We start from the raw sequence: 20,503 nt of genomic DNA, 5'->3' as shown, positions 1-20,503 counted from the left end.
GGCTCCCGGAATTCAAACGATGAAACTGAACCGTTACCTTTTCAAGAGCACGATTGTAGGAGCGCTGGGCGGGCTGCTCTTCGGCTTCGACACGGCGGTCATCGCCGGCACGACCCACCAACTCACCCAGATCTTTCATCTCACGCCGGGGGCGCTTGGCTTCACCGTCTCCATAGCGCTGTGGGGTACTGTCATCGGAGCCATGTCGGCAGGAGCCATCGGCCAGAAGATCGGCGGGCGTGAGGCTCTGCGCATCATGGCGGTGCTCTATGTCATCTCCGCCATCGGCTCTGCGTTTTCGTGGAACTGGACTGCGCTGGTCGTCTTCCGCTTCATCGGCGGCCTGGGCATTGGCGGGTCGTCGGTGCTGGGCCCGGTGTATATCGCGGAGCTGGCGCCGGCCAAGTGGCGCGGGAGACTGGTGGGACTCTTCCAGATCAATATCGTCGTCGGCATCCTGCTCGCCTATGCATCCAACTTCATCATCTCGCAGATGCACCTGGGCCTGAGCGAATGGCGCTGGGAGCTGGGCATCGCAGGACTGCCGGCCGTGCTGTTCCTGGTGATGCTGTTCGGTATCCCGCGCAGCTCGCGCTGGCTGGTCACGCAGAACCGCATCGATGAGGCGCGCGAAGTGCTGCAACTGATGGGCACACCCAACTCCGAAGAAGAGTTGCGCGAGATTGTCGACTCGATTCACCTCGAACGCTCTGCCCGCTCGGAGCCGCTCTTCCGGTGGAAATACAGGCTGCCCATCTTTCTGGCAGTGACTATCGGGATGTTCAATCAGCTCTCGGGCATCAATGCGATCCTCTACTACCTGAACGATATTTTCCGCGCAGGAGGCTTCAGCGCAGTGTCAGGCAATCTGCAGGCGGTGCTGGTGGGCGCGATGAACCTGGTCGCCACCCTGCTCGCAATGACGGTGATCGACAAGCTGGGACGCAAGACGCTGCTGCTGACGGGCGCTATCGGAACGGCGGTATCCCTGGCCGGAGTCGCAGCTATCTTCTTTATGCAGCGGGACCAGAAGTATCTCGTGTGGCTGCTGGTGGCCTACATTTTCTTCTTTGCCATCTCGCAGGGCTCGGTGATCTGGGTTTATATCAGTGAAGTCTTCCCGACGCGGGTTCGATCCAAGGGACAGAGTGTAGGAAGCTCGGCGCACTGGATCATGAATGCGCTGATCTCCGGCACCTTTCCTCTGCTTGCGAAGCGCTCCGCCGGGTCACCCTTTGTCTTCTTCTCCGTAATGATGGTTCTACAGTTTTTCGTCGTACTTTTCATCTACCCGGAAACGAAGGGCATTACGCTTGAAGACATGCAACATCGGTTAGGCATCGAATAAGTAAAGGTATTGATCGGAGTGCATCGAAGATGGTGGCACTAGCTCGTTTTTCGATACACAAATGGCGAGCGTTTTCGGTACACTCAAACCTTTACTTATGCCCCGAACTCTTCGAATCCTGCATATAGAGGACAGCGCGCTCGACGCTGAACTTGTAGAAGCTGCAATAAGAGCGGCCGGCATTTCAGCCTCAATCGATAAGGCCGGCACAAGGGCATGCCTGGTCGAGAAGCTGATGAACCATCAGTACGATCTCGCCCTCTCCGATAATTCCATGCCCGACCTTTCCGGGGTAGATGCGCTGCAGATCTGCCGGGACCTGCAGCCGGAGATGGACTTCATCTTCGCCAGCGGCACGCTGACCGAAGAAGCATCGCAGGCAGGCCTCAGCTCGGGAGCCTTCTACCATGTCGCCAAGGAGCAGCTTGGCAGTCTTGGCCCGGTTATTCGCAATCTGATGCGTATGCGCGAAGAGCGCCAGCAGAGCAACAATCTGATGAGGGCGCTGCGAGCCACTGAAAACAAGCTGGACATTGCGCTGGAGGCAGCCAGACTGGGCCTGTGGTCGCTGGACATCAAGACACTCAAACTGGAGTGCAGTGCTCAATGCAAGCGGAATAACGGCAGGCTGCCGACGGACCCCTTCACCTTTGAAGAGCTGGCGGCAGCGGTTCACGCTGATGACCAGCCGGCGTTCAGATCAGCAGTCGAAGCTTCGATCAAGGAGCTGAGCGATTTCAAGGTAGAACACAGGAGCTACTGGCCGGACGGGAGCCTGCACTGGATTGCAGCCAGCGGGCGAGTGGTGATGGATGCCGAGGGCAGGCCTTCCCACCTGACGGGCGTGAGCATCGATATCACCGAACAGAAACGCGCAGAGGAGGAGGTGCGCCAGGCGGAGGCGTTGCAGCGCGACATTCTCAACGATCTTCCCTGTGCTGTAGCGCTATTCTCTTCAGACCAGCACTATCTCTATACCAACCCGGCCTACCAAAGCATGTTTGAAGGACGCTCCACGCAGGTGGGCATAACGCTGGCGGAGGTGGTGGGCAGCGAAGCTCACAAAAAGCTGAGTCCTCGGATCGAGAAAGTCCTTGCCGGCGAGCCGATCGACTTCGAGGACTGGATTACCTACGCATCCGGGGAACGCAGGTTTGTAAAAGTATCCCTAGTTCCGCTTCTCAAGAAAAATTCAGGCCACTCCGGCTTCCTCGCGATGATTACAGACGCGACCCGAGAGCGGCTGACTGAGGAAGCGCTGAGGATCAACGAGGAGCGCTTCAGAGGCTTCTTTCTGGAAGCGGGAGTGGCTATGGTGATCACGACTGCAAGCGGAGAGTTCCGCAATGCAAACGATGCTTACTGCGCGCTGACCGGGTACTCCCGCGAGGAACTCCTGAATAGAAATTTCGCCGATCTGACCCACCCGGATGATCTGGCAAAGAATAAAGTGCTCTACGAGGAGACGGTGACAGGCGCAAGACCCGGCTTCGTCATCGAAAAACGGTATCTCCGCAAGGACGGCGAAACGATCTGGGTGGTTGTGCATGGATCGCCGCTGCGGGGCACCTCCGGAGCCGAGACCGAAATCATCGGAATATGCGAAGACATTACGGCTCGCCACAATGCCGAGGAAGCGCTGCGCAACAGCGAGTTTCTTTACCGTGCGACCTTTGAGCATACGTCGGTCGGCATCTGCCATGTCGATAGCGATGGACACTTCCTGCGAGTGAATGACAGGATGTGCGAGATCACCGGCTACGATCGCGAGGAACTTCTGAGGAAGACATTTCCCGAAATCACGCACCCGCAGGATGCGGGCTACGATCTACTCAGTTATCGAGAACTGGTCGCCGGTAGAATTCCGCGCTACTCCTACGAGAAGCGCTACATCCACAAGCAGGGACATTCCGTCTGGGTATATCTCACCGTCTCTTTTCTTCGCGACGGCGACGGAAAGCCGCTCCACTCCATCTCCATTATCGAAGACATCACTGCCCGCAAACATGCCGAGGAGGCGCTTCGGCATTCGGAAAAGCTGGCTGTGGTGGGAAGGCTGGCGTCGAGCATTGCGCACGAGATCAACAATCCGCTGGAGTCGGTGACGAACCTGCTCTACCTGCTGAACCTGCAGCCGAGCCTCTCCGCCGAGTCCCGCACCTATCTGAAACAGGCGGAGGAGGAACTGGCGCGTGTCTCGGCCATCGCTTCGCAGACACTCAGCTTTCATCGCCAGCCTGCACAGGCCGCCTCGGCTGAGATCAACGTGCTGCTGGACTCCGTATTGACGCTCTACCAGGGGCGCTTCGCCTCCGCCGGCATCGAGCTGCAGCGGCGCTATCGCACGACTCCCCCGCTGTTGTGCCGGGCCAACGAGCTGCGCCAGCTATTTGCGAACCTGATTGGAAATGCTTTTGATGCGACCCGGAAGGGTGGGCGCATTCTCGTCAGACTGCGCCCTTATCATGACAGAACTGCGCAGAGAACAGGGGTGCTCGTCACGATTGCCGACACGGGACATGGCATGTCTCCGCAGGTGCAACGGCACATCTTCGAACCCTTCTTCTCTACTAAGGAGGCGCATGGAACCGGGCTGGGGCTTTCGATCAGCCGTGACATTGTGGAGAAGCACAATGGCCGCATCCGCGTACGCTCCTCTGAGGGTCCGGAACGGAGCGGTACGGTTATCTCAGTTTTTCTCCCTGAGCCAGTCTCCCCTAAGCCTCACTCGATCTAGTCAATCGTTCCTCTGCGGGTATATGGTGAAAAGTCGCTTTCCAGCGTCAAGCAAAACCGGGAGTTGAACCATGTCTACGATGCTGCATCCTGAAATTCACACTGCCAAGGATTTTCTTCCCCTCAACGGTACCGACTTTGTCGAGTTTTATGTAGGAAATGCGCGACAGGCAGCCTACTTTTACCGCGTTGCGTTCGGCATGTCGCTGGTCGCCTATGCAGGCCCTGAAACAGGCGCCCGCGATCGAGCCTCCTACGTGGTGCAGCAGGGGAAAGTCCGCTTTGTACTGACGACCCCGCTGCGACCCGATGGCGAAATTGCAGACCATGTTCATCGGCACGGAGATGGCGTGCGCGATGTTGCCCTGTGGGTAGACGACGCGCGCCTCGCCTGGAAGGAAACGACGAAGCGCGGTGCGCGGAGCGTGCGCGAGCCGTTCGAGGTGAGAGACGAACACGGCACGGTACGGCTGGCCTCCATCGCAACGTACGGCGAGACGATCCATACCTTTGTCGAGCGGACGAACTACAAGGGCCCGTTCCTGCCGGGCTTCCGCGCGGTGGCGCAGGACCCGCTGGCGCGGCCCACAGGACTGCTGCACATCGATCACATGGTGGGCAATGTGGGCTGGAACGAGATGAATCGCTGGGTCGATTTCTATGCGGACGTGATGGGCTTCTCGCTCTATCAACACTTCGACGATAAGGACATCTCCACGGAGTATTCCGCCCTGATGTCGAAGGTGATGGCCAACGGCAACGGGCGGGTCAAGTTTCCGATCAACGAGCCGGCGGAGGGCCGCAGAAAGTCGCAGATCGAGGAGTATCTGGAGTACTACCACGGCCCGGGCATCCAGCACATTGCACTGGCTACGAATGACATTGTCGCCACAGTCTCAAAGCTGGAACAGCAGGGCATCGAGTTTCTCAAGGTGCCCCACAGCTACTATTCCGAGCTGGAAGCGCGCGTGGGCAAGATCGACGAGCCAGTCGATGAACTGGAGAAGCTGGGCATCCTGGTGGATCGCGATGACGAGGGCTACATGCTGCAGATCTTTACGCGGCCGGTAGAGGATCGCCCCACGCTTTTCTACGAAATCATCCAGCGCAAGGGCAGCCGCAGCTTCGGCAAAGGCAATTTCAAGGCGCTCTTCGAAGCAATTGAGCGGGAGCAGGCCTCGCGCGGCAACCTGTAAGAACCGGAAGGAAGGCCCCTCAAAGTGTGGCGCTTTGAGGGGCCTTTGGCGTTGGCGCGAGTTTACTTTGCGAGCTTTGCCTGCCCAACCTGGGTGGCGTCCGTGGTGTAGAGATGGCAGTCGCCAGTCGTCTCCTTGAAGCGGAAGTAGGGATGGAAGAAGAGCGCGGCGCGGGCATCGCCTGAACCCTCCGTGAGATCGGTGAGCCAGACACCATCGGGCTGCGGATGATCGTGGATGTGCATCCAAAAGCCCTTGTGAAGATTGCCTACGAGGCCGCCGGCTATCTTGATGTCACGAACCGATCTGATATTGAAGTCGATAAGCTCGCCGGTTTTTTCATCGACGGACATGGTTCCCTGCATCGCCTGTGCGAAGCGCTGATTCATGTTCTTCGCATCGAACTTCGGATTGGGTACGATGTCGTAGAGCAGGACGCTGCGACCATCCTGCATTTGACGGCGGCCATTCGTGAGCTGCATGGCCTCCATCGCATCTTCAATCTGCTGATTCTGATGGTCGGTCTCTTTGGTCGCCTTTGCCTGGTCACTGTACTTGACCGTCTGCTTCATGACGCGCTCGTCTTCCTTTTTGAGTTCGGAGGGCGAGAGGTCCTTGCCGTTTTTTGAGAGGGTGCGTTCGATCTCAACGCCGTTGACGTAGAACTGCTCCATGGTCCGGCTGTCGGTGTGCTTCACGTTGCCCTTGCTGTCAGTCTGGACTGTCTCGTCGGTTACGCGGCACTCATAGCGCTCCTGCTCGGCCGCCATCTTCTTTTCATTGGCGAGGGCGCGCTGCATGAGCTGGTGCGCATCGGGCAGCGGAGCGTTCTGCTGCGGCAGATCGGAGGGCTGCAAGAGAAGGATGGCAGCAAAGGCAACAGCGAGCATAAAGGTATCTCCAGCCAGAATTTTCAGCTTATCTACTGCTACGGAAGACGCAGCGAAAGCGTTCCCGTGAGCAGGCAATTTATACTTAAGGTAATCCCACCATGCGCGTTTATCCGAAATTCATTCTCTCGGCAACCGATGCCGCCCACTTCCCTGCTCCCTCTGCGCCGGAGATTGCCTTTCTTGGCCGCTCCAACGTGGGCAAATCGAGCCTGATCAATGCCCTGCTGGGGTCGAAGCAGGCGCATGTCTCCTCCACCCCCGGCCGGACCCGCGCAATTAACTTTTTCTCCATCACCGACAAGCCGGAGCGGCAGCAGGCGCAGATGATCTTCGCCGACCTGCCCGGCTATGGCTATGCGAAAATTTCAAAATCCATCTCCGCGGAGTGGCCCAAGTTTATCAACCCGTATCTCGCCGAGCGGCCTACGCTGGCGCTCTGCATCTGCCTGGTCGACAGCACGATTCCGCCGCAACCAAGCGATATTCAACTGATTGAATATCTGCAGAGCCGCGAGCGGTCCCTGCTGGTGATCGGAACCAAGGCGGATCGGCTCTCGGGCAACGAGCGCGTCAAAGCGATGAACCTGCTCCGCAAGGGGCTGAATGTCGATGGGCTGCTCTTCTGCTCCGCAAAGACGGGAGCCGGGATGAGCGAGCTATGGCAGACGATCCAGAGCGCAGCCAGCGAAAAGTAGGCCCCTGAGGCGATTCTGAACCGCCTCAACCACACGAGAGCCTGCTGCGGCGATATATATCGCATTACGATGCAATATATATCGCTCTGCGATATACTTTCCTCATGAAGCAAAAGGCCGCCATGAAGCAGGAAGACTCCTCAATGGACGAGGTGCTTCGCGATCTTGCATCGTTTCGCTACACGCTGCGGAAGTTTCTCCGCTTCAGCGAAAAGGCGGCGCGGCAGTGCGGCGTCACTCCGCAGCAGCACCAGCTGATGCTGGGCGTTGCGGGACACACGGGGCGCGGCTCGGCCACGATCTCAGAGCTGGCGGAGTTCCTGCAGGAGCGGCACAACTCGGTTGCCGGGCTTGTGGAGCGGGCGGTGCAGAACGGGCTGGTGCATCGAGAGCAGTCCGACCTTGACCGGCGGTTTGTGGATGTCTCCCTGACGAGTCGCGGCGCAAAGATACTGGCGAAGCTCGCGAAGCTGCACGAACAGGAGGTCGGGCGAGTGCGTGCCGGATTCCTGGAAGCCGCACACCCGGAGAAGAAGCAGTCGGCAGCAGCGAAACGCCTCGCTAAAAGAAAGCAAAACGCATGAAGCAGACCAAGGCACTCGACACAGCTCCCCAGCAGCGCCGCGCGACCAGGCACCAGATGCTGCGCCGCTACCTGCCCCACGTTCATGAAGACCTGGCAGCGACCTATTCACGCGATCTGCATAAATGGCTTTTTATTGCGCCGATCATCGGCGTCACGACCGGCCTGGTCATTACTGCGATTGCTGTGATCATTCTCGGCAGGCTGTGGCCTGCTGTGCTGGGCTACTACCTGCACCACCACTGGGCAATCGTTCCCGGACTGGTGGCAGCCTTCGCGATTACCGGGCTTATCATGCAGTACTTCACACCGGACCCGGACGAGCACTCAACCGAAGAGGTGATCCGCTCCTACCACGAGCATGAGGGCAACATCGACATGCGCCCGTTCTTCCCCAAGCTGCTGGCCGCAATTACGACGGTTGGCTTCGGAGGCAGCGCGGCGCTCGAAGGGCCCAGTATCTACGGGGGCGCGGCGATAGGTTCATGGTTGTGGACGAAGCTGCGAAGGTTCAAGCTGGACGAGCGCGATCGCCGCATCATGCTGATCTGCGGCGCGGCTGCGGGCATGTCGGCCGTCTTTCGCGCGCCACTTACGGGCATCGTCTTTGCACTGGAGATGCCTTACAAGGACGACCTGGCGCACGAAGCGCTGATGCCTTCGCTGATTGCCTCGGTGATTTCGTATGTGACGATGGCTTCCTTCCTCGGCGGCCAGCCGCTCTTCAACTTCGCGAGCGCGGCTTCGTTCACGCATCGGGATCTTTTCTGGTGTGCGCTGCTGGGCCTGATTGTCGGGCTCATCGCGATGGTCTTCGTCATCACGTTCCGGCGGGTGCGCGTCTACTTCGTCAGGCTGGCAATGCCGCACTGGTGCAAGCTGGCTCTCGGCGGACTGCTGACCGGGCTATGCGGCGTTGGCTTCCTGTGGATCTTCGGAGGCACCCTGGTGCCTATTGGTCCCAACTATGAAGCGGTCGGAGCTATCCTCAACCAGCACCACAGTTCCCTTGAGCTGATCTCCTTCAGCGGGTTCAAGCTGGCTGCGACCGTGGCCACGCTCGGCGTGGGCGGAGTGAGCGCGATGTTCGTGCCGCTCTTCCTGACAGGAGGAGCGATCGGCACTGCGTTCGCGCAGTCCGTGGTGCACTCGCGCGCAGTGGAACTCTACGCGGCGGTGGGGATGGCGTCGTTTATCTCGGCAGGTTACAAGACGCCACTGGCCGCTGTGGTGTTTGTGGCCGAGGCGACAGGCGGACACGCCTTCATCATTCCTGCGCTGATCGGCGCGGCAGTGGCCTATGCCGTCTCAGGAGACGCCTCAGCATCCGGGGACCAGCGGCTGCACGAAAATAGAAAAGGCGAGGCCGCGTAGGCTGCCTCGCGGCTTAGTGGCCGAAGTAAAAGCCGGAGCGCGCCTGGACGGAGACGCCCTTCTTTTTAACGATGACGTTCAGGCGGTGCAGGCCCGGGACGGAGGACTTGTCCGGCGTGTAGCCGAGGACGTACTCGCTTCTCAGGTCGTCTGCCAGCGAGGCGTAGATGTCTGACACTTTCTGCTTCTTCGCCTCGAACATGAAGCCGCCCGTCTCATGACACATCTGTTCAAGAATCTTTTTGCCATCGACAGACGGGGGCGGGATGGGACGCTGGCCGCCGCTGCCGCTGGGAGATTGGCCACCTTGCCCCGGATAGCCTCCACCCGGGTAACCGCCGCCCGGGTAACCACCGATTCCAGGCATACCTCCTCCGAGGCCGATACGACGCCCCATGCCCGGATTGCCATTGTTATTGTTATGGTTGTTGCCGTGGGTGCGCGGCTCTTTGCCCTCGAAGTAGATGGCATAAATGGCCACATTGGCGCGCTGCGCGGCCTCGATAGCAGTGTAGAGATTTTCCTTGCTGCCCCGGTCGACACCGTCGGTGAGCAGGACGATTGCCTTCGGGCCCTGCTGCTTGCCCATCAGGTCGCTTGAGGCTAGAAAGACCGCGTCGTAGAAGGTCTTGTCCTGGGTATGCGCCGCCTGCGAGCCACCGCTGGAACTGGCCGGGGTGAGCGTGGGAGCCGCAAGCTGGTCAAGCGCCTTGTGCAGAAATGGCTTCGATGCGGTCGTGTCCTGCAGCAGGTCTACTTCGTTGTCGAACTGGACCACGAAGGCCTTGTCGCCGGAGACGTTCAACATCTGATCGAGGAATTGTTGGCTGGCGGTGCGCTCCTCTGTGAGTGAATCCTCGACGCTCCTGCTGGTGTCGATGACCAGCCCCACAGTGCTGGGGAGGTTTGCGTCATGGGCGAAATAGTTGATGGTCTCTGCCTTGTCTCCATCCATGAGCGAGAAGTCGTCCTTGGTCAGGTCCGTGATGGGCTTGCCGTGCTTGTCTCTCACGACGACGGGCACCAGCACCGCATTGGCGTCCACATTAAAGGTGGGCGTAGCCGGGGTCTGGGCCGGGGATGTTGCGGAGAGTGCAGCGAGAAGGAATCCGGCGAGGAGGCCCGATGCGGTTTTTGCCAGGGCGGCCGAAGAGAGTTTGCGGGATTGGGCGGCTATCATGTGGGGTGTCAGGCTCACTTCTGAATAGACGCAGGAGTGCGGAAAGCGGCTGCGGGAGTGGAGGAACTAATCTCCTTCAAAGTAATGTAGTCCTGCAGGAATCCGCTGGCACAAGCTTTAGCGCATCCGTAGAATAGAGATACCGGCAAAAAACCGGCTGGAGGAACCAGGCAAATGTACCCAGAGATCATGATCATCCCCATGCGCGAAGAGCTTTCCCGTGCAGGAATCAAAGAAGCCCGTACCGCGGAGGAAGTGGACGCAGCACTGGCGAAGCCCGGCACGACGATGGTAGTCGTCAACTCCATCTGCGGCTGCGCGGCAGGCAAGATGCGCCCCGGCGTTCGCATGGCGCTGCAGAATGCCGTGCTGCCAGATCAGTCCATCACTGTCTTCGCCGGTCAGGACCGCGAAGCGACCGAGCGCGCCCGTTCGTACTTCGACGGCAACCCGCCCTCATCGCCGGCTATCGCAATTCTGCGTGACGGCAAGCTTGTTTACCTGATGCAGCGGGCGCTGATCGAGACGAATACGGCTCCGGCTATTGCCCAGGAACTGGCGCGGGCGTTTAACGAGTATTGCGCCAAAACCACCGCATAAAAAGTCCTTGCGAGAGAGCGACATAAGGCAACACGCTATGTCGCTCTCCGCGGATTCTCTTCCTCAGGCTTTATCCGTTCTCGACAGAGCGGAACTCCAGGCTGAAAACCAGTTGCGCAGTGCCGCCACCTCTGCCCGGCGTTCGGGCGAGAGCGGAAGCGGAAACTCGCCGTCGGTGATGCCACGCGCTTCGCTGATAACCTTGAGCCCCCACGGGATCGGCAATGTGCCAATGCGGGCGAGAAACTCGTCCAGCAGCGCTCGCGAGTGCTCGAATTGAGAGCTTGCCACCGGATGATGGAAGAAGCTGGATATCAGCTCCGGCAGCGCACAGGCTACCCCCGAAACCACCCCATCGCATAGGCTATCCTGCATGGCTGCGGCCAGGACGGCATCGTTGCCGATCAGCCGCACGCGGTCAGGCTGCTGCTCGGTGACGGAGCGCATGATGTCCAGCAGGCCGCTGCTGTCTTTGACGCCGGCAATCTGCTCGTGACGCCGCATCAGCTCGATGACCGTCGATGGTTCCAGGCCGGTGGTGAATTGGGGCAGGTTGTAGAGGAGGATGGGCGGCTCCAGCTTCTCCACCACAGCCGAGGCAAAAGCCAGCAGGTCGTCCTGCCGGTAGCGGAAGAAATAAGGCATGGGCAGAAGCAGGGCCGACGCCCCGGCCTGCGAAGCAAGGCGGCCCAGCCGGACCGTGGTGCGGAGGCTTGCGCTGCCGATGCCGCAGAGGATCTGAAGCTGGGGAAACTGCTCCCGCGCACTCTGCAGCAAGGCTGCCAGCTCCGTCTCGGTCACGTCGGGAAATTCGCCCGTCGCGCCGTTGATGGCGATCCCTTTAATGCCATGGGCGACGAGGAAGGCGAGCTGACGCTCAAAGGAGGCGCAGTCGAGAGCGCCCTGCCGCCGGGGCGTAAGGACTGCAGCATAAGCGCCACTGAAGTGCTTCACGATGGCATCTCTCCTGCCTGCTGAACCACTCAGCGGGGGATCTGTGAAAGCGGATAGACAACGTAGCGAATCCGCTTGCGGTTGTAGGTGTAGGTGATGTGGAGATTGCCGTCGCTGCCCTGGATCAATGCAGGATAGGAAAACTCCCCGGGGCTGCTCTCGAGGACTGCGAAGTTGTGAAAGTGCTCGCCATCCGTGCTTACAGCGAGGTTCAGAGGCGTCCTTCCTGTGGACGTGTCGTTGTAGATCAGGACAATGCGGCCGTCGCGCAGACGGACCAGGTCGATGCCGGAGTTAGGGTTTGGCAGGTCAAGCGGACGTGCCGCCGACCAGGTGCGACCCAGATCCTTCGAATCGGCAACACAGATTCTGCCAATCTGCGAGCTTGATCGCGCGTAAAGCCTGAGATGGCTGCCGCCCAGTGAAACGATGACGGGCTGAATGATGCCGACCGGCTCCAGTTCTTTCTCACCGGGCGGAGGAGCAACCTGCGGAGCCGCCTGCAGCTGCGGCAATGTGACCGGTCCGATCCTTGTCCAGGTGAGTCCGTTATCGACGCTCCGCTCCACCCAGGCAGCCCACGAGGAGTACGATTCGACGGACGTTCCACTGACAATGACGCCACTGGGCAGCACGAGAGGCTTGGCGCGGATGGGGCCATAGATGCCCGCGGGCAGGTGCTGAATGGGGGACCAGGTGCGGCCTTCGTCGTCGCTGTAACGACGCGCGGCTGTCCACCAGGTGAAGCGGGGGCCGAACTTGTAATAAAGCCACAGGCGGCCGTTCTTCGCGTGAAACAGTACGGGGTTCCAGGTTGGAACATTCGCCTCCCTCGCGAGTTCGACCGGCGCCGACCAACCTGAAGCCGTCCTGCGGCTCGACCAGATGGCTACGTCGGGCTGGCCCTCGGCGGTTCCACCAAACCAGGCTGCGAGGTAGTCGCCGTTCTTCAGCTCGACCAGAGTCGAGGCATGGGCAGAGGGAAACGGGGCCGAGGTGTAGATGAACTCCCGCATCTGAGCACGGGCCAAGGCGGGCGCAAGGCAGAAGACCAGGAGGAGTGCAGCCGTTGCTGCAAGTCTGGCTGCTGCGGAAGGCTGCCGGGTCACCTGAGTCTGCCCTGTTTTCTTTTCATAGGCTGGATGATAAACATGTTGTGTTCTCTCTGTCGACATTTCATACACCATCCACGGACTCGAATCTGCATCTCCTGCGATCCCTCGCAGCAGGGCATGCGTGTAAAAAGGTAAAGATGCAAGGATCGAGGATAGGCTACAAGTGGCTGGTCGTGGCGACGCTGTGGTTTATCTGCTTCCTGAACTATGCAGATCGCTCGGCGATTTTCTCGCTGTTCCCCCTGCTCAAGACTTCGCTCCACCTGAGCGACCTGGAACTGGGGATTGTCGGCTCGTCATTCATGTGGATGTATGCGCTGTTTGGGCCGGTGGCGGGATGGCTGGGAGACCGCTGGTCGCGCCGATGGCTGATCATGGGCGGGCTGCTGCTGTGGATCGTGCTGGTGTTTGCGACCAGCCTGGCGCATAGCTACATGCAGTTGGCGGTGCTGCGAGGACTGAGCGGGCTGGGCGAAGCATTCTACTTTCCGGCGGCCATGTCGCTCATCAGCAGCTGGCACGGGCCCGAGACGCGGTCGCGGGCGATGTCGATCCATCAATCGGCTGTGTACCTGGGAAGCATCGGCGGCGGGTCGCTGGCAGGAATCATGGGGCAGCATCTGGGGTGGCGAAGCAGCTTCCTGTTCTTCGGAGGACTGGGTGTAGCCGTGGCGGTGGGCGTGGCATTCGTCTTCTTCAGCGAGGATGGCGCGTATGCTGGCGGCGCGCTGCCCGAGCCAGTTGTCGCCGCGGGCGATACAGGCCTGCTGCGCACGGCGGGGATGCTGCTTGGCGATGCTCGTGTCGTCCGGCTGATCGTGGTGTTTATCGGAGCCAACTTCGTCGCGATGGCGTTCATGACCTGGCTGCCGACCCTGCTGCATACGAAGTTTCACATGACTGTCGGGATGGCCGGAGTGACTGGAACGCTCTACCTGCAACTGGCGTCGGTGCTCGGCGTGATCACGGGAGGAATGCTGGCCGATAAACTCGTCCATCGCCATGCGGGAGGGCGCATGCTGACGCAGGCGCTCGGCATGGTGGCGGGAGTCGGGTTTCTCTTCCTGACGGGGCGGGCGGCTTCCGTATCGCTGCTGATTGCGGCGATGATCGGCTTTGGCTACTGCAAGGGAGTGTATGACTCGAACATCTTCGCCTCACTTTACGATGTGGTTCCCACACAGCTGCGTGCATCGGCAGCGGGGCTGATGAATTCGCTGGGGTGGCTGGGTGGCGGCTTCGCGCCGATTGCGGTGGCGCTCGGCTCTGCGCGCTACGGGATGAGCGCGAGCCTCAGCGCTACGTCGCTGATCTACCTGATGCTCAGCATGCTGCTCTTCTACAACGCCCGCACCGTACGCACGCGATCCGCGCAGGCGCCTGCAGCGTAAGGCAGCACAGCAGACGGGACCGGGGCTTGCTGCATGCGCGAAAGGTCTTCGTGTATCTTCGTGCTATGCCGCGCGGACGCCCGCAATCGAGGAAGAGCTCCAGGCCGGAAGCCGGCGCCAAGCGTCCGCCATTGACGATGCGCGAGCGGGCCTACCAGCATATTCAGGCGCACATCAGCAGCGGACGACTGAAGGCAGGGTCGGCGATCTCAGAGTTGCTGCTTGCCAAGGAACTCAACAGCAGCCGGACGCCAATCCGCGAGGCGATCGGCCAGCTGGTGGCTGAAGGACTGCTGGAACAGTTGCCCACGGGCACGACTCTCGTCGTTCAACTGCAGCGTCAGGACATGATCGAGCTCTACGAGTTGCGCGAGGCACTGGAGATCTACGTCATTGAAAAAGTGGCGACGACCAGACTGCATGCGGCGGACCGGGAACGGCTGCAGAAATTTATCGACGAGGTGATGGTGCTCCGGAAAGAACTGGAGACCTCTGGCAACAGCGCCTTGAACGATGAGCAGATGAACCGGTTTCTGGCCAGCGATTTCGCGTTTCACTCCATGCTGATGAGCATGGCGCATAACAGTCGCATCCAGAAGGTGCTGAACGAAATGCGCCTGCTGGTCAGGATCTTCTCGATTCACCGGCGAGGTCACGAGGCGCCACTGCTGGCCAAGATTCACGCACAGCACCAACAGGTGCTGGATGCTGTGGTGCAGCAAAACCCTGAAGCCGCGAAACGAGTGCTGTCAGAACACATCCGCACCAGCCTGCAGGAGCGGCTGGAGGATTTTGACCATTGGCGCCGGGAGCAGTCCTTCCGCGACAGCCTGCCCAGCTTCCTTGAAGAGTCCAGCCGCCTTTAGCAGCCGGGACCCGCTGAACGAAACGATCCAGATGAAGAGAGTCTACGTTGTGATGAAAGACGGAGTCGCCTGTAAGAACCAGGCAGAGAACGGCGCGAGGTAGGCCAACCGCTGCTCGGCGCGTGGCTTACCGCGTGTGAGTGATGTGGCGGCCCTTGGCCTTGCCCTTGCGAGTGGACTTCTCGAAGGTCATAACCTCAATGTGATGATCGCTGGGAAACGCTGCCTCAGATTCGCCCCGGCCGCGCGATGCGAAGGCAAACGACAGGCTCATGAGCCACGCTGGACGACACCAGGCTGGGACATCAGGAAAGTTCTCTGTATCGATCGCCTGCCAGAGAAACCCTCCGGCTACGAACCCCACAAACAAGACCACGGCAGCAACAAGCAAATCTTTCAACATACGGGTTAACTCAGCCTTTCGAGTCTTCTATCGAAGCCTTGCCGCTCCATCGGGGCTGGCAAGCCTAACCATCAACAGTCGTGCGATTATGAATGGCTCCGTACAGACTTGGCGAGTCACAACTTGAACATATTTAGTTATAGGAAAAATCGGAGCAAAGGTAACCTTTTTGCTGGTTACCTCTAGCTGGCGCGCTTGCGCCGCGCGGTCGCGGCGGCTTTCTGGGGTGTCTTTCGGGGGGTGGCGTTTTCGTCACGTTTCTCGATGCTTTTCTTGAGGGCATCCATCAGGTTAATCACCGGCGCCAGATGCCTCTTAGGCGGCTCGCCTGCCGGGATTGGCTTGCCAGCTCCCTTGCTCTCGACGAGTTGTTCGACGCGGCTCTGATACTCGTCTTTGAACTTGTCGGGATCGAAGGCAGAGGTCAGCTGCTTCATGAACTGCTCGGCCAGCTGGACCTCCTGAGGGCTGAGCTTCATCTCTTCCTGCTTTCCATACTCAGCTATCTCACGAACCTCCTCAGGGTAGTAGAGCGTATGCAGGATAAGCCCCTCCTCATACGGGCGAATCATCACGACCTGTTCGCGCTGGTGCAGAGTGATGCGTGCGATGGCGCCGAGGTTGAGCCGCTCCATGCCCTGCATGATGAGCGCGTAAGCGCGGCGGCCGGGCTCCTCGGCAACGCTGAAGTAGGAGGTCTGGTAGTAAATGGGATCGACGTCGCTGAGTTTGACGAACTGCACAATCTCCATGACGGTCGAGGAATCGGCCTCAAGCGCCTTGAGCTCTTCGTTGGTGACGAGCACATTCGTATCCTTGTCAACGGGATAGCCCTTGGCCAGCTCGTCGCGTTCTACGACACGCTCGCAGGTAGGGCAGAAGAGTTGCTGTCGAACCCGCGTGCCACAGACCTCGTGGATCTGGTGGAAGCTGACATGCTGCTCGCGCGCAGCCGTGAAGAGGCGGATCGGCACGGAGATCAGACCGAACGAGATGTAACCCTTCCAGACGGTAGAGGCCATAGCAGCAGTTAGGATGTTCGCGGCGAGGGAAAAGGTTAGCTACAGCTCCTGCAGGGACGCCTCCTGGAGCCGCACTGTCTGCCTTGTCGCGGAGCGCATCATCATCGCCACGACGTAAGCTGCGCCGAAGCCGTTGTCGATATTGACGACCGTGACGTTGGGAGAGCAGGAGTTGAGCATGCCAAGAAGCGCTGCGAGACCGCCGAAGGCTGCCCCGTATCCCACGCTGGTGGGAACCGCAATGACCGGCGCTGCTACGAGTCCGCCCACTACGCTCGGCAGCGCTCCCTCCATGCCGGCGCAAACAATGACAGCGCAGGCGCGGCCCAGCACGTCACCCTGCGCGAGGAGACGGTGCAGGCCCGCTACACCCACGTCATAAACACGCTCGACCTCGACGCCGAGATATTCGGCGGTGACGGCTGCTTCTTCAGCAACGGGCAGGTCGCTGGTGCCGGCGCAGATGACGGCCAGAGGGCCGAAGGTGGCGGCGAGGGCGTTCTGGCGCAGGCCGATGATTCGGGCCTGCTCGTGGTAACTCGCGTGGGGGATAAGCTGTCTCACCGCCTCCCACGCTGCGTGATCGGCCCGCGTGGCGAGCACATCACTGCCTGCCGCGGCCATACGATAGAAGATCTCGCCGACCTGTTGCGGCGTTTTGCCGGCGGCGTAGATCACCTCGGGCAAGCCGAGCCGCAGGGAGCGGTGGTGGTCAATCTTGGCAAAGCCTGCATCTTCAAAAGGCAGCCTGGCAAGATGGGACAAGGCTTCCTCGGGTGCTACGCCGCCGTTTTGCACTCTGAGGAGTAGTTCAAGGATCGTTTCACGAGTCATGCTTCCGCCTTTGTTTCAGCAAATGCTGCCAGGGCGCTCTGCATTACCTGCTTGAGCGCGACGTGATGTTGTGCCGCCGCCTGCGCGCAATCTTCATACTCGGGCATTGCGTTCCAGACCTCATCGGCGCTTATGCCGAGTTTGATGCGGATGGGTCCGTACGGCGTCTCGACTGCAACGAAGCTGCGCTCAAGCACGGCGCGCTCTTCTTCGCGTGAGCGCACGCCGAGTGTAGTCGTCTCGCGGAGCAGCAACGCCTGCATGGCGGCAGCATCCTGGGGCCTGGATAAAATCGTGAGCAGGCTGCCCATGCGGCCCTTCTTCATCAGGACCGGCGCACACATGACATCGAGCGCGCCCTGCTTCATTGCGAGCTCCATGGTATGCGCGACGAGCTGCGAGGTTGTGTCATCGAGCGCACACTCGATCACGGTGACCCGATCCGTCTTAAAAGGCGTGCGTGAAGCCGCTGCCGCCTCGCCGATGCTCAGCCGCAGAACGTTGGGAAAGCGATCTGGATTGCGGTTGCCCGCTCCGTAGCCAATGCTGCTGACGGTGATCGTGCCGGGGTCGCCGAAACTGCAGCCAAGCGCGCGCAGCATAGCCGCACCGGTGGGCGTCACCATTTCCACGGCGGGACCGGCCGCGTAGATGGGAACTCCTTTCAACAGCTCTGCGGTGGCCGGTGCGGGAACGGGAAACTTGCCGTGCGCGCACTCGACAAAGCCGCTGCCGGTATTCACTGGCGAGCAGACCCAGCGATCAATGCCGAGCGAGAGCAGCCCTGCCGCGCCGCAGACGATATCGACGATGGTGTCGACTGCGCCTACTTCGTGAAAGTGGACGGTCTCAACAGGAGTGTTGTGGATTCGCGCCTCGGCATGCGCAAGCAGCTCAAAGGCGCGCAGAGCAAGACTGCGCGCATCCTCGGGCAGAGCTACGTGCAAGAGCAGCTCTCGGATTTCGCGCCAGCTGCGACCGTGGGTATGGGCATGGTCGTGATCGTGTTTGTGATCGTGACTATGCGTGTGATCGTGGGCATGGGGCTCGTGCTTATGCTCCACGGGATGCGAGTGCTCATGAGAATGGCTATGCTCGTGCGAATGATCGTGTGAGTGCGAATGCTCATGAGAATGGCCGGCGGCCGCGAGCTCAGCAGGCTTGCCATCGACGAGCACATCTACCTTGGTGGCCTGGATGCCGCTGCGGCTCACGGAGGTGAAGCGCAACTCCGCTCCGATGCCTAACGCCGCAACAGTCTCTTCCAGCAGCTTGCGTGAGACGCCTGCGTCAACCAGCGCGCCCAACCACATGTCTCCGCTGATGCCAGCGAAGCACTCAATGTATCCAACTCTCATCATCAGGTATTTACTTTCTCAAGGCTGCCGTCAGCGACTCGACAGGAAGAATCTCGTTCATGGAACCGGAGCGGTAGCCATCACAGTCAACAGCGGAATATGCGAAGCCAGCGGATCGCACGGCCTGGCCGATCTGCTTGAGCGTGGCAGGATTGAGTGCAGCGGCCAGCTCCTCCTGCGCGATCTCTACACGGGCAACCGTGCCGTGATGGCGCACGCGGAAGCGGACCAGGCCCAGCGCACGCAGGGCATCCTCGGCATCCTCCACCATGCGCAAGGCCTCCGGCGTAACGCGGCGGCCGTACTCGATGCGGGACGAGAGACAGGCCGAGGCGGGCTTGTCCCAGATGCGCAGACCGGCCTCGCGCGCGAGGGCACGGATGTCCTCTTTGGTCAGGCCTGCATCGGCCAGAGGCGCGACGACCCGATGTTCCGATGCAGCGCGCTGGCCGGGGCGGAACTCCTGCTTGTCGTTCACATTCAGGCCATAAGCAACGGCAGCGAAACCGAGGCGCTGGCGCTCGGCCTCGAGTACGGTGAAGAGCTCATCCTTGCAGTGAAAGCAGCGGTCTGCGCCATTGGCCGCATAGTCCTCGCGTTCGAGCTCATCCGTCTCGATGGTCTTGAGAGGAATGGCGCGCTCATGGGCAAAAGCAATGGCATCGCCGTACTGGCTGCGCGCAAGACTTGCGGAATCGGCAATGACGGCGAGGGCCCGGTCGCCCAGCACCTGATGGGCGACGAAGGCGAGGTAAGCGGAGTCGATGCCGCCGGAGTAGGCGATCAACAAGCCATCGAACTCGCCGAGACGCTGCCTGAGCTTAAGATGCTTCTCGCTTAAATCCATAAAACCCTCAGCCCAGCCACTGCGGATTCTTGTAAGTGCCATCGAAGTTGTGCGATGTCTTGTAGAGCTCGAACTGACCGCCTTTGGCCACTGTTTCAGTCTTCGCGAGCAGAGCGCTGACCTGCTCCTGATTCATAGGATGGAAATTCTTAGCCGTGTCGATGGCCTGGTTCAGAATCTTCATCGAATCGCAGCCGGTGATGACGACACTGGTCGGCAGGTTCATGGCGTACTGCAGACACTCGACCGGGGTGACGACGTTGCTCTTCAGGATGATGCCGTCGCCCATCGGTTTCATGCCGAGAATGCCCATGTTGAGCTTCTGAGCCACGGGAATGACGAGCTTCTGGAAGCTGTCGAAATGAGCGTCCATGACGTTGAGCGGCATTTGCACCGTATCAAATGTGAAGCCGTGCTTCGTGGCAGTTTCAATCATGTGAAGGTGGATCTCAGGACTCTTGTGCCCGGTGAAGCCGATGAAGCGCACCTTACCCTGCTCGCGCGCCTTGCGGAGATATTCGAGGGAGCCGCCGGGAGCGAAGACGCGCTCCGGGTCGGTCATGCGGATCACTTCGTGGATCTGGATAAGGTCAATGTGGTCGGTCTTCAACCGCTTGAGGGACTGCTCCAGCTGCTGCTGCGCCAGCTGCGCGGTTCGCCCGTCCAGCTTGGTCATCAGGAAGGCCTTCTGCCGATAGCCGCCCTGCAGAGCAACGCCCATGCGCTCTTCGCTTACGCCGTCGTTGTAGTCCCAGCAGTTGTCGAGGAAGTTGATGCCGGAGTCGAGCGCCGTGTGAACGATGCGCGTGGCCTCCTCTGCGGGTACAGTGTTGCGTCCGATGTGGTGGCCGCCGATACCGACCATGGAGACGCTTGCGCCGGTGCGGCCCAGAGTACGGTAGGGGATGCCATTGTGAGTGCCTGCCGCGTCAGCACGGTTGTGGACTGCGGTCGCCATCGCTGCCAGAGCAGCCGATTTCAGAAAGTCGCGTCTCTCCATGTGAAGTACTCCCGTGAACGTTATGCTACTCCCGCGGGCGCTATCTTTGCCGGGAAGTTCCGGTCGCAATGACCATACATAATCGACTCGGATGCATCTTTGTACAAT

General features: G+C 60.1%; 19 protein-coding genes. 9 read left to right on the top strand and 10 right to left on the bottom strand.

Going from position 1 to position 20,503, the window contains the following annotated elements:
- The first annotated feature begins 19 nt into the window (after positions 1–19).
- From C7378_RS03600 to hppD, 3 genes are all read left to right on the top strand, one after another.
- Positions 20–1,348: a sugar porter family MFS transporter gene (locus C7378_RS03600; protein WP_131991781.1), complete on the top strand. Its 1,329-nt coding sequence runs from the start codon at positions 20–22 to the stop codon at positions 1,346–1,348.
- A gap of 97 nt (positions 1,349–1,445) precedes the next feature.
- Positions 1,446–4,085 (top strand): response regulator, encoded by a 2,640-nt coding sequence (locus C7378_RS03595; RefSeq protein WP_165876626.1) that lies wholly within the window; start codon positions 1,446–1,448, stop codon positions 4,083–4,085.
- A gap of 70 nt (positions 4,086–4,155) precedes the next feature.
- Positions 4,156–5,280 (top strand): 4-hydroxyphenylpyruvate dioxygenase, encoded by a 1,125-nt coding sequence (gene hppD / locus C7378_RS03590; RefSeq protein WP_131991775.1) that lies wholly within the window; start codon positions 4,156–4,158, stop codon positions 5,278–5,280.
- Positions 5,281–5,342: 62 nt separating this feature from the next.
- Here hppD and C7378_RS03585 read toward each other — a convergent pair whose 3' ends face one another.
- A complete protein-coding gene (locus tag C7378_RS03585) occupies positions 5,343–6,170 on the bottom strand; it encodes a hypothetical protein (RefSeq protein ID WP_131991772.1) in 828 nt (275 codons plus the stop codon).
- Between the two features lie 101 nt (positions 6,171–6,271).
- Here C7378_RS03585 and yihA point away from each other — a divergent pair, with 101 nt between their 5' ends.
- From yihA to C7378_RS03570, 3 genes are all read left to right on the top strand, one after another.
- Positions 6,272–6,868 carry a ribosome biogenesis GTP-binding protein YihA/YsxC gene (gene yihA, locus C7378_RS03580; RefSeq protein ID WP_131991769.1) on the top strand — a complete coding sequence of 199 codons (597 nt, stop codon included), beginning with the start codon at positions 6,272–6,274 and terminating at the stop codon, positions 6,866–6,868.
- A 104-nt stretch (positions 6,869–6,972) separates the two neighbouring features.
- Positions 6,973–7,452 (top strand): MarR family winged helix-turn-helix transcriptional regulator, encoded by a 480-nt coding sequence (locus C7378_RS03575; RefSeq protein WP_243648044.1) that lies wholly within the window; start codon positions 6,973–6,975, stop codon positions 7,450–7,452.
- On the top strand, positions 7,449–8,825 hold the full coding sequence (locus C7378_RS03570) for a chloride channel protein (RefSeq protein WP_131991766.1): 1,377 nt from the start codon (positions 7,449–7,451) through the stop codon (positions 8,823–8,825). The genes C7378_RS03575 and C7378_RS03570 overlap by 4 nt, the downstream gene beginning before the upstream one ends.
- A gap of 13 nt (positions 8,826–8,838) precedes the next feature.
- Here C7378_RS03570 and C7378_RS03565 read toward each other — a convergent pair whose 3' ends face one another.
- Entirely contained in the window at positions 8,839–10,023 is a 1,185-nt protein-coding gene (locus C7378_RS03565; RefSeq protein ID WP_243648043.1) for a VWA domain-containing protein, read from the bottom strand.
- A 156-nt stretch (positions 10,024–10,179) separates the two neighbouring features.
- On the opposite strand from C7378_RS03565, the gene C7378_RS03560 reads away from it, so the two are divergent.
- Complete coding sequence (locus C7378_RS03560) at positions 10,180–10,605, top strand: BrxA/BrxB family bacilliredoxin (protein ID WP_131991763.1); 426 nt, start codon at positions 10,180–10,182, stop codon at positions 10,603–10,605.
- A 63-nt stretch (positions 10,606–10,668) separates the two neighbouring features.
- Here the strand turns inward: C7378_RS03560 and C7378_RS03555 are convergent, their stop codons facing one another.
- Positions 10,669–11,559, bottom strand: coding sequence for a dihydrodipicolinate synthase family protein (locus tag C7378_RS03555; RefSeq protein ID WP_165876625.1), 891 nt, complete (start codon positions 11,557–11,559; stop codon positions 10,669–10,671).
- 29 nt (positions 11,560–11,588) lie between these two features.
- Positions 11,589–12,734, bottom strand: a complete 1,146-nt coding sequence (locus C7378_RS03550; protein ID WP_243648042.1) for a sialidase family protein — start codon at positions 12,732–12,734, stop codon at positions 11,589–11,591.
- A 77-nt stretch (positions 12,735–12,811) separates the two neighbouring features.
- Here C7378_RS03550 and C7378_RS03545 point away from each other — a divergent pair, with 77 nt between their 5' ends.
- Positions 12,812–14,065 carry an MFS transporter gene (locus C7378_RS03545; RefSeq protein ID WP_131991757.1) on the top strand — a complete coding sequence of 418 codons (1,254 nt, stop codon included), beginning with the start codon at positions 12,812–12,814 and terminating at the stop codon, positions 14,063–14,065.
- Positions 14,066–14,091: 26 nt separating this feature from the next.
- On the top strand, positions 14,092–14,931 hold the full coding sequence (locus C7378_RS03540) for a GntR family transcriptional regulator (protein ID WP_243648041.1): 840 nt from the start codon (positions 14,092–14,094) through the stop codon (positions 14,929–14,931).
- 127 nt (positions 14,932–15,058) lie between these two features.
- On the opposite strand, the gene C7378_RS03535 is transcribed toward C7378_RS03540, so the two are convergent.
- From C7378_RS03535 to C7378_RS03510, 6 genes are all read right to left on the bottom strand, one after another.
- Complete coding sequence (locus C7378_RS03535; RefSeq protein WP_131991754.1) at positions 15,059–15,334, bottom strand: hypothetical protein; 276 nt, start codon at positions 15,332–15,334, stop codon at positions 15,059–15,061.
- A 182-nt stretch (positions 15,335–15,516) separates the two neighbouring features.
- Positions 15,517–16,356 (bottom strand): non-homologous end joining protein Ku, encoded by an 840-nt coding sequence (gene ku, locus C7378_RS03530; protein WP_131991751.1) that lies wholly within the window; start codon positions 16,354–16,356, stop codon positions 15,517–15,519.
- Positions 16,357–16,395: 39 nt separating this feature from the next.
- Complete coding sequence (larB, locus tag C7378_RS03525; RefSeq protein WP_131991748.1) at positions 16,396–17,190, bottom strand: nickel pincer cofactor biosynthesis protein LarB; 795 nt, start codon at positions 17,188–17,190, stop codon at positions 16,396–16,398.
- On the bottom strand, positions 17,187–18,551 hold the full coding sequence (gene larC / locus C7378_RS03520) for a nickel pincer cofactor biosynthesis protein LarC (RefSeq protein ID WP_243648040.1): 1,365 nt from the start codon (positions 18,549–18,551) through the stop codon (positions 17,187–17,189). The genes larB and larC overlap by 4 nt, the downstream gene beginning before the upstream one ends.
- A gap of 7 nt (positions 18,552–18,558) precedes the next feature.
- Positions 18,559–19,395 (bottom strand): ATP-dependent sacrificial sulfur transferase LarE, encoded by an 837-nt coding sequence (larE, locus tag C7378_RS03515; RefSeq protein ID WP_131991745.1) that lies wholly within the window; start codon positions 19,393–19,395, stop codon positions 18,559–18,561.
- A 7-nt stretch (positions 19,396–19,402) separates the two neighbouring features.
- Complete coding sequence (locus C7378_RS03510; RefSeq protein WP_131991742.1) at positions 19,403–20,395, bottom strand: aldo/keto reductase; 993 nt, start codon at positions 20,393–20,395, stop codon at positions 19,403–19,405.
- Positions 20,396–20,503 lie beyond the last annotated feature (108 nt).

The organism is Acidipila rosea, from assembly GCF_004339725.1.
GTDB lineage: Bacteria > Acidobacteriota > Terriglobia > Terriglobales > Acidobacteriaceae > Acidipila > Acidipila rosea.
This window is presented reverse-complemented; position numbering and strand designations above follow the sequence as displayed.

Excerpts from the sequence above, each read along its gene's own strand:
- larB (WP_131991748.1), bottom strand. The coding sequence starts at position 17,190 with ATGACTCGTGAAACGATCCTTGAACTACTCCTCAGAGTGCAAAACGGC.
- C7378_RS03600 (WP_131991781.1), top strand. The coding sequence starts at position 20 with ATGAAACTGAACCGTTACCTTTTCAAGAGCACGATTGTAGGAGCGCTG.
- hppD (WP_131991775.1), top strand. The coding sequence starts at position 4,156 with ATGTCTACGATGCTGCATCCTGAAATTCACACTGCCAAGGATTTTCTT.
- C7378_RS03570 (WP_131991766.1), top strand. The coding sequence starts at position 7,449 with ATGAAGCAGACCAAGGCACTCGACACAGCTCCCCAGCAGCGCCGCGCG.
- ku (WP_131991751.1), bottom strand. The coding sequence starts at position 16,356 with ATGGCCTCTACCGTCTGGAAGGGTTACATCTCGTTCGGTCTGATCTCC.
- C7378_RS03560 (WP_131991763.1), top strand. The coding sequence starts at position 10,180 with ATGTACCCAGAGATCATGATCATCCCCATGCGCGAAGAGCTTTCCCGT.
- yihA (WP_131991769.1), top strand. The coding sequence starts at position 6,272 with ATGCGCGTTTATCCGAAATTCATTCTCTCGGCAACCGATGCCGCCCAC.
- larC (WP_243648040.1), bottom strand. The coding sequence starts at position 18,551 with ATGATGAGAGTTGGATACATTGAGTGCTTCGCTGGCATCAGCGGAGAC.
- larE (WP_131991745.1), bottom strand. The coding sequence starts at position 19,395 with ATGGATTTAAGCGAGAAGCATCTTAAGCTCAGGCAGCGTCTCGGCGAG.
- C7378_RS03585 (WP_131991772.1), bottom strand. The coding sequence starts at position 6,170 with ATGCTCGCTGTTGCCTTTGCTGCCATCCTTCTCTTGCAGCCCTCCGAT.
- C7378_RS03510 (WP_131991742.1), bottom strand. The coding sequence starts at position 20,395 with ATGGAGAGACGCGACTTTCTGAAATCGGCTGCTCTGGCAGCGATGGCG.
- C7378_RS03535 (WP_131991754.1), bottom strand. The coding sequence starts at position 15,334 with ATGTTGAAAGATTTGCTTGTTGCTGCCGTGGTCTTGTTTGTGGGGTTC.
- C7378_RS03550 (WP_243648042.1), bottom strand. The coding sequence starts at position 12,734 with ATGTCGACAGAGAGAACACAACATGTTTATCATCCAGCCTATGAAAAG.
- C7378_RS03545 (WP_131991757.1), top strand. The coding sequence starts at position 12,812 with ATGCAAGGATCGAGGATAGGCTACAAGTGGCTGGTCGTGGCGACGCTG.
- C7378_RS03575 (WP_243648044.1), top strand. The coding sequence starts at position 6,973 with ATGAAGCAAAAGGCCGCCATGAAGCAGGAAGACTCCTCAATGGACGAG.
- C7378_RS03595 (WP_165876626.1), top strand. The coding sequence starts at position 1,446 with ATGCCCCGAACTCTTCGAATCCTGCATATAGAGGACAGCGCGCTCGAC.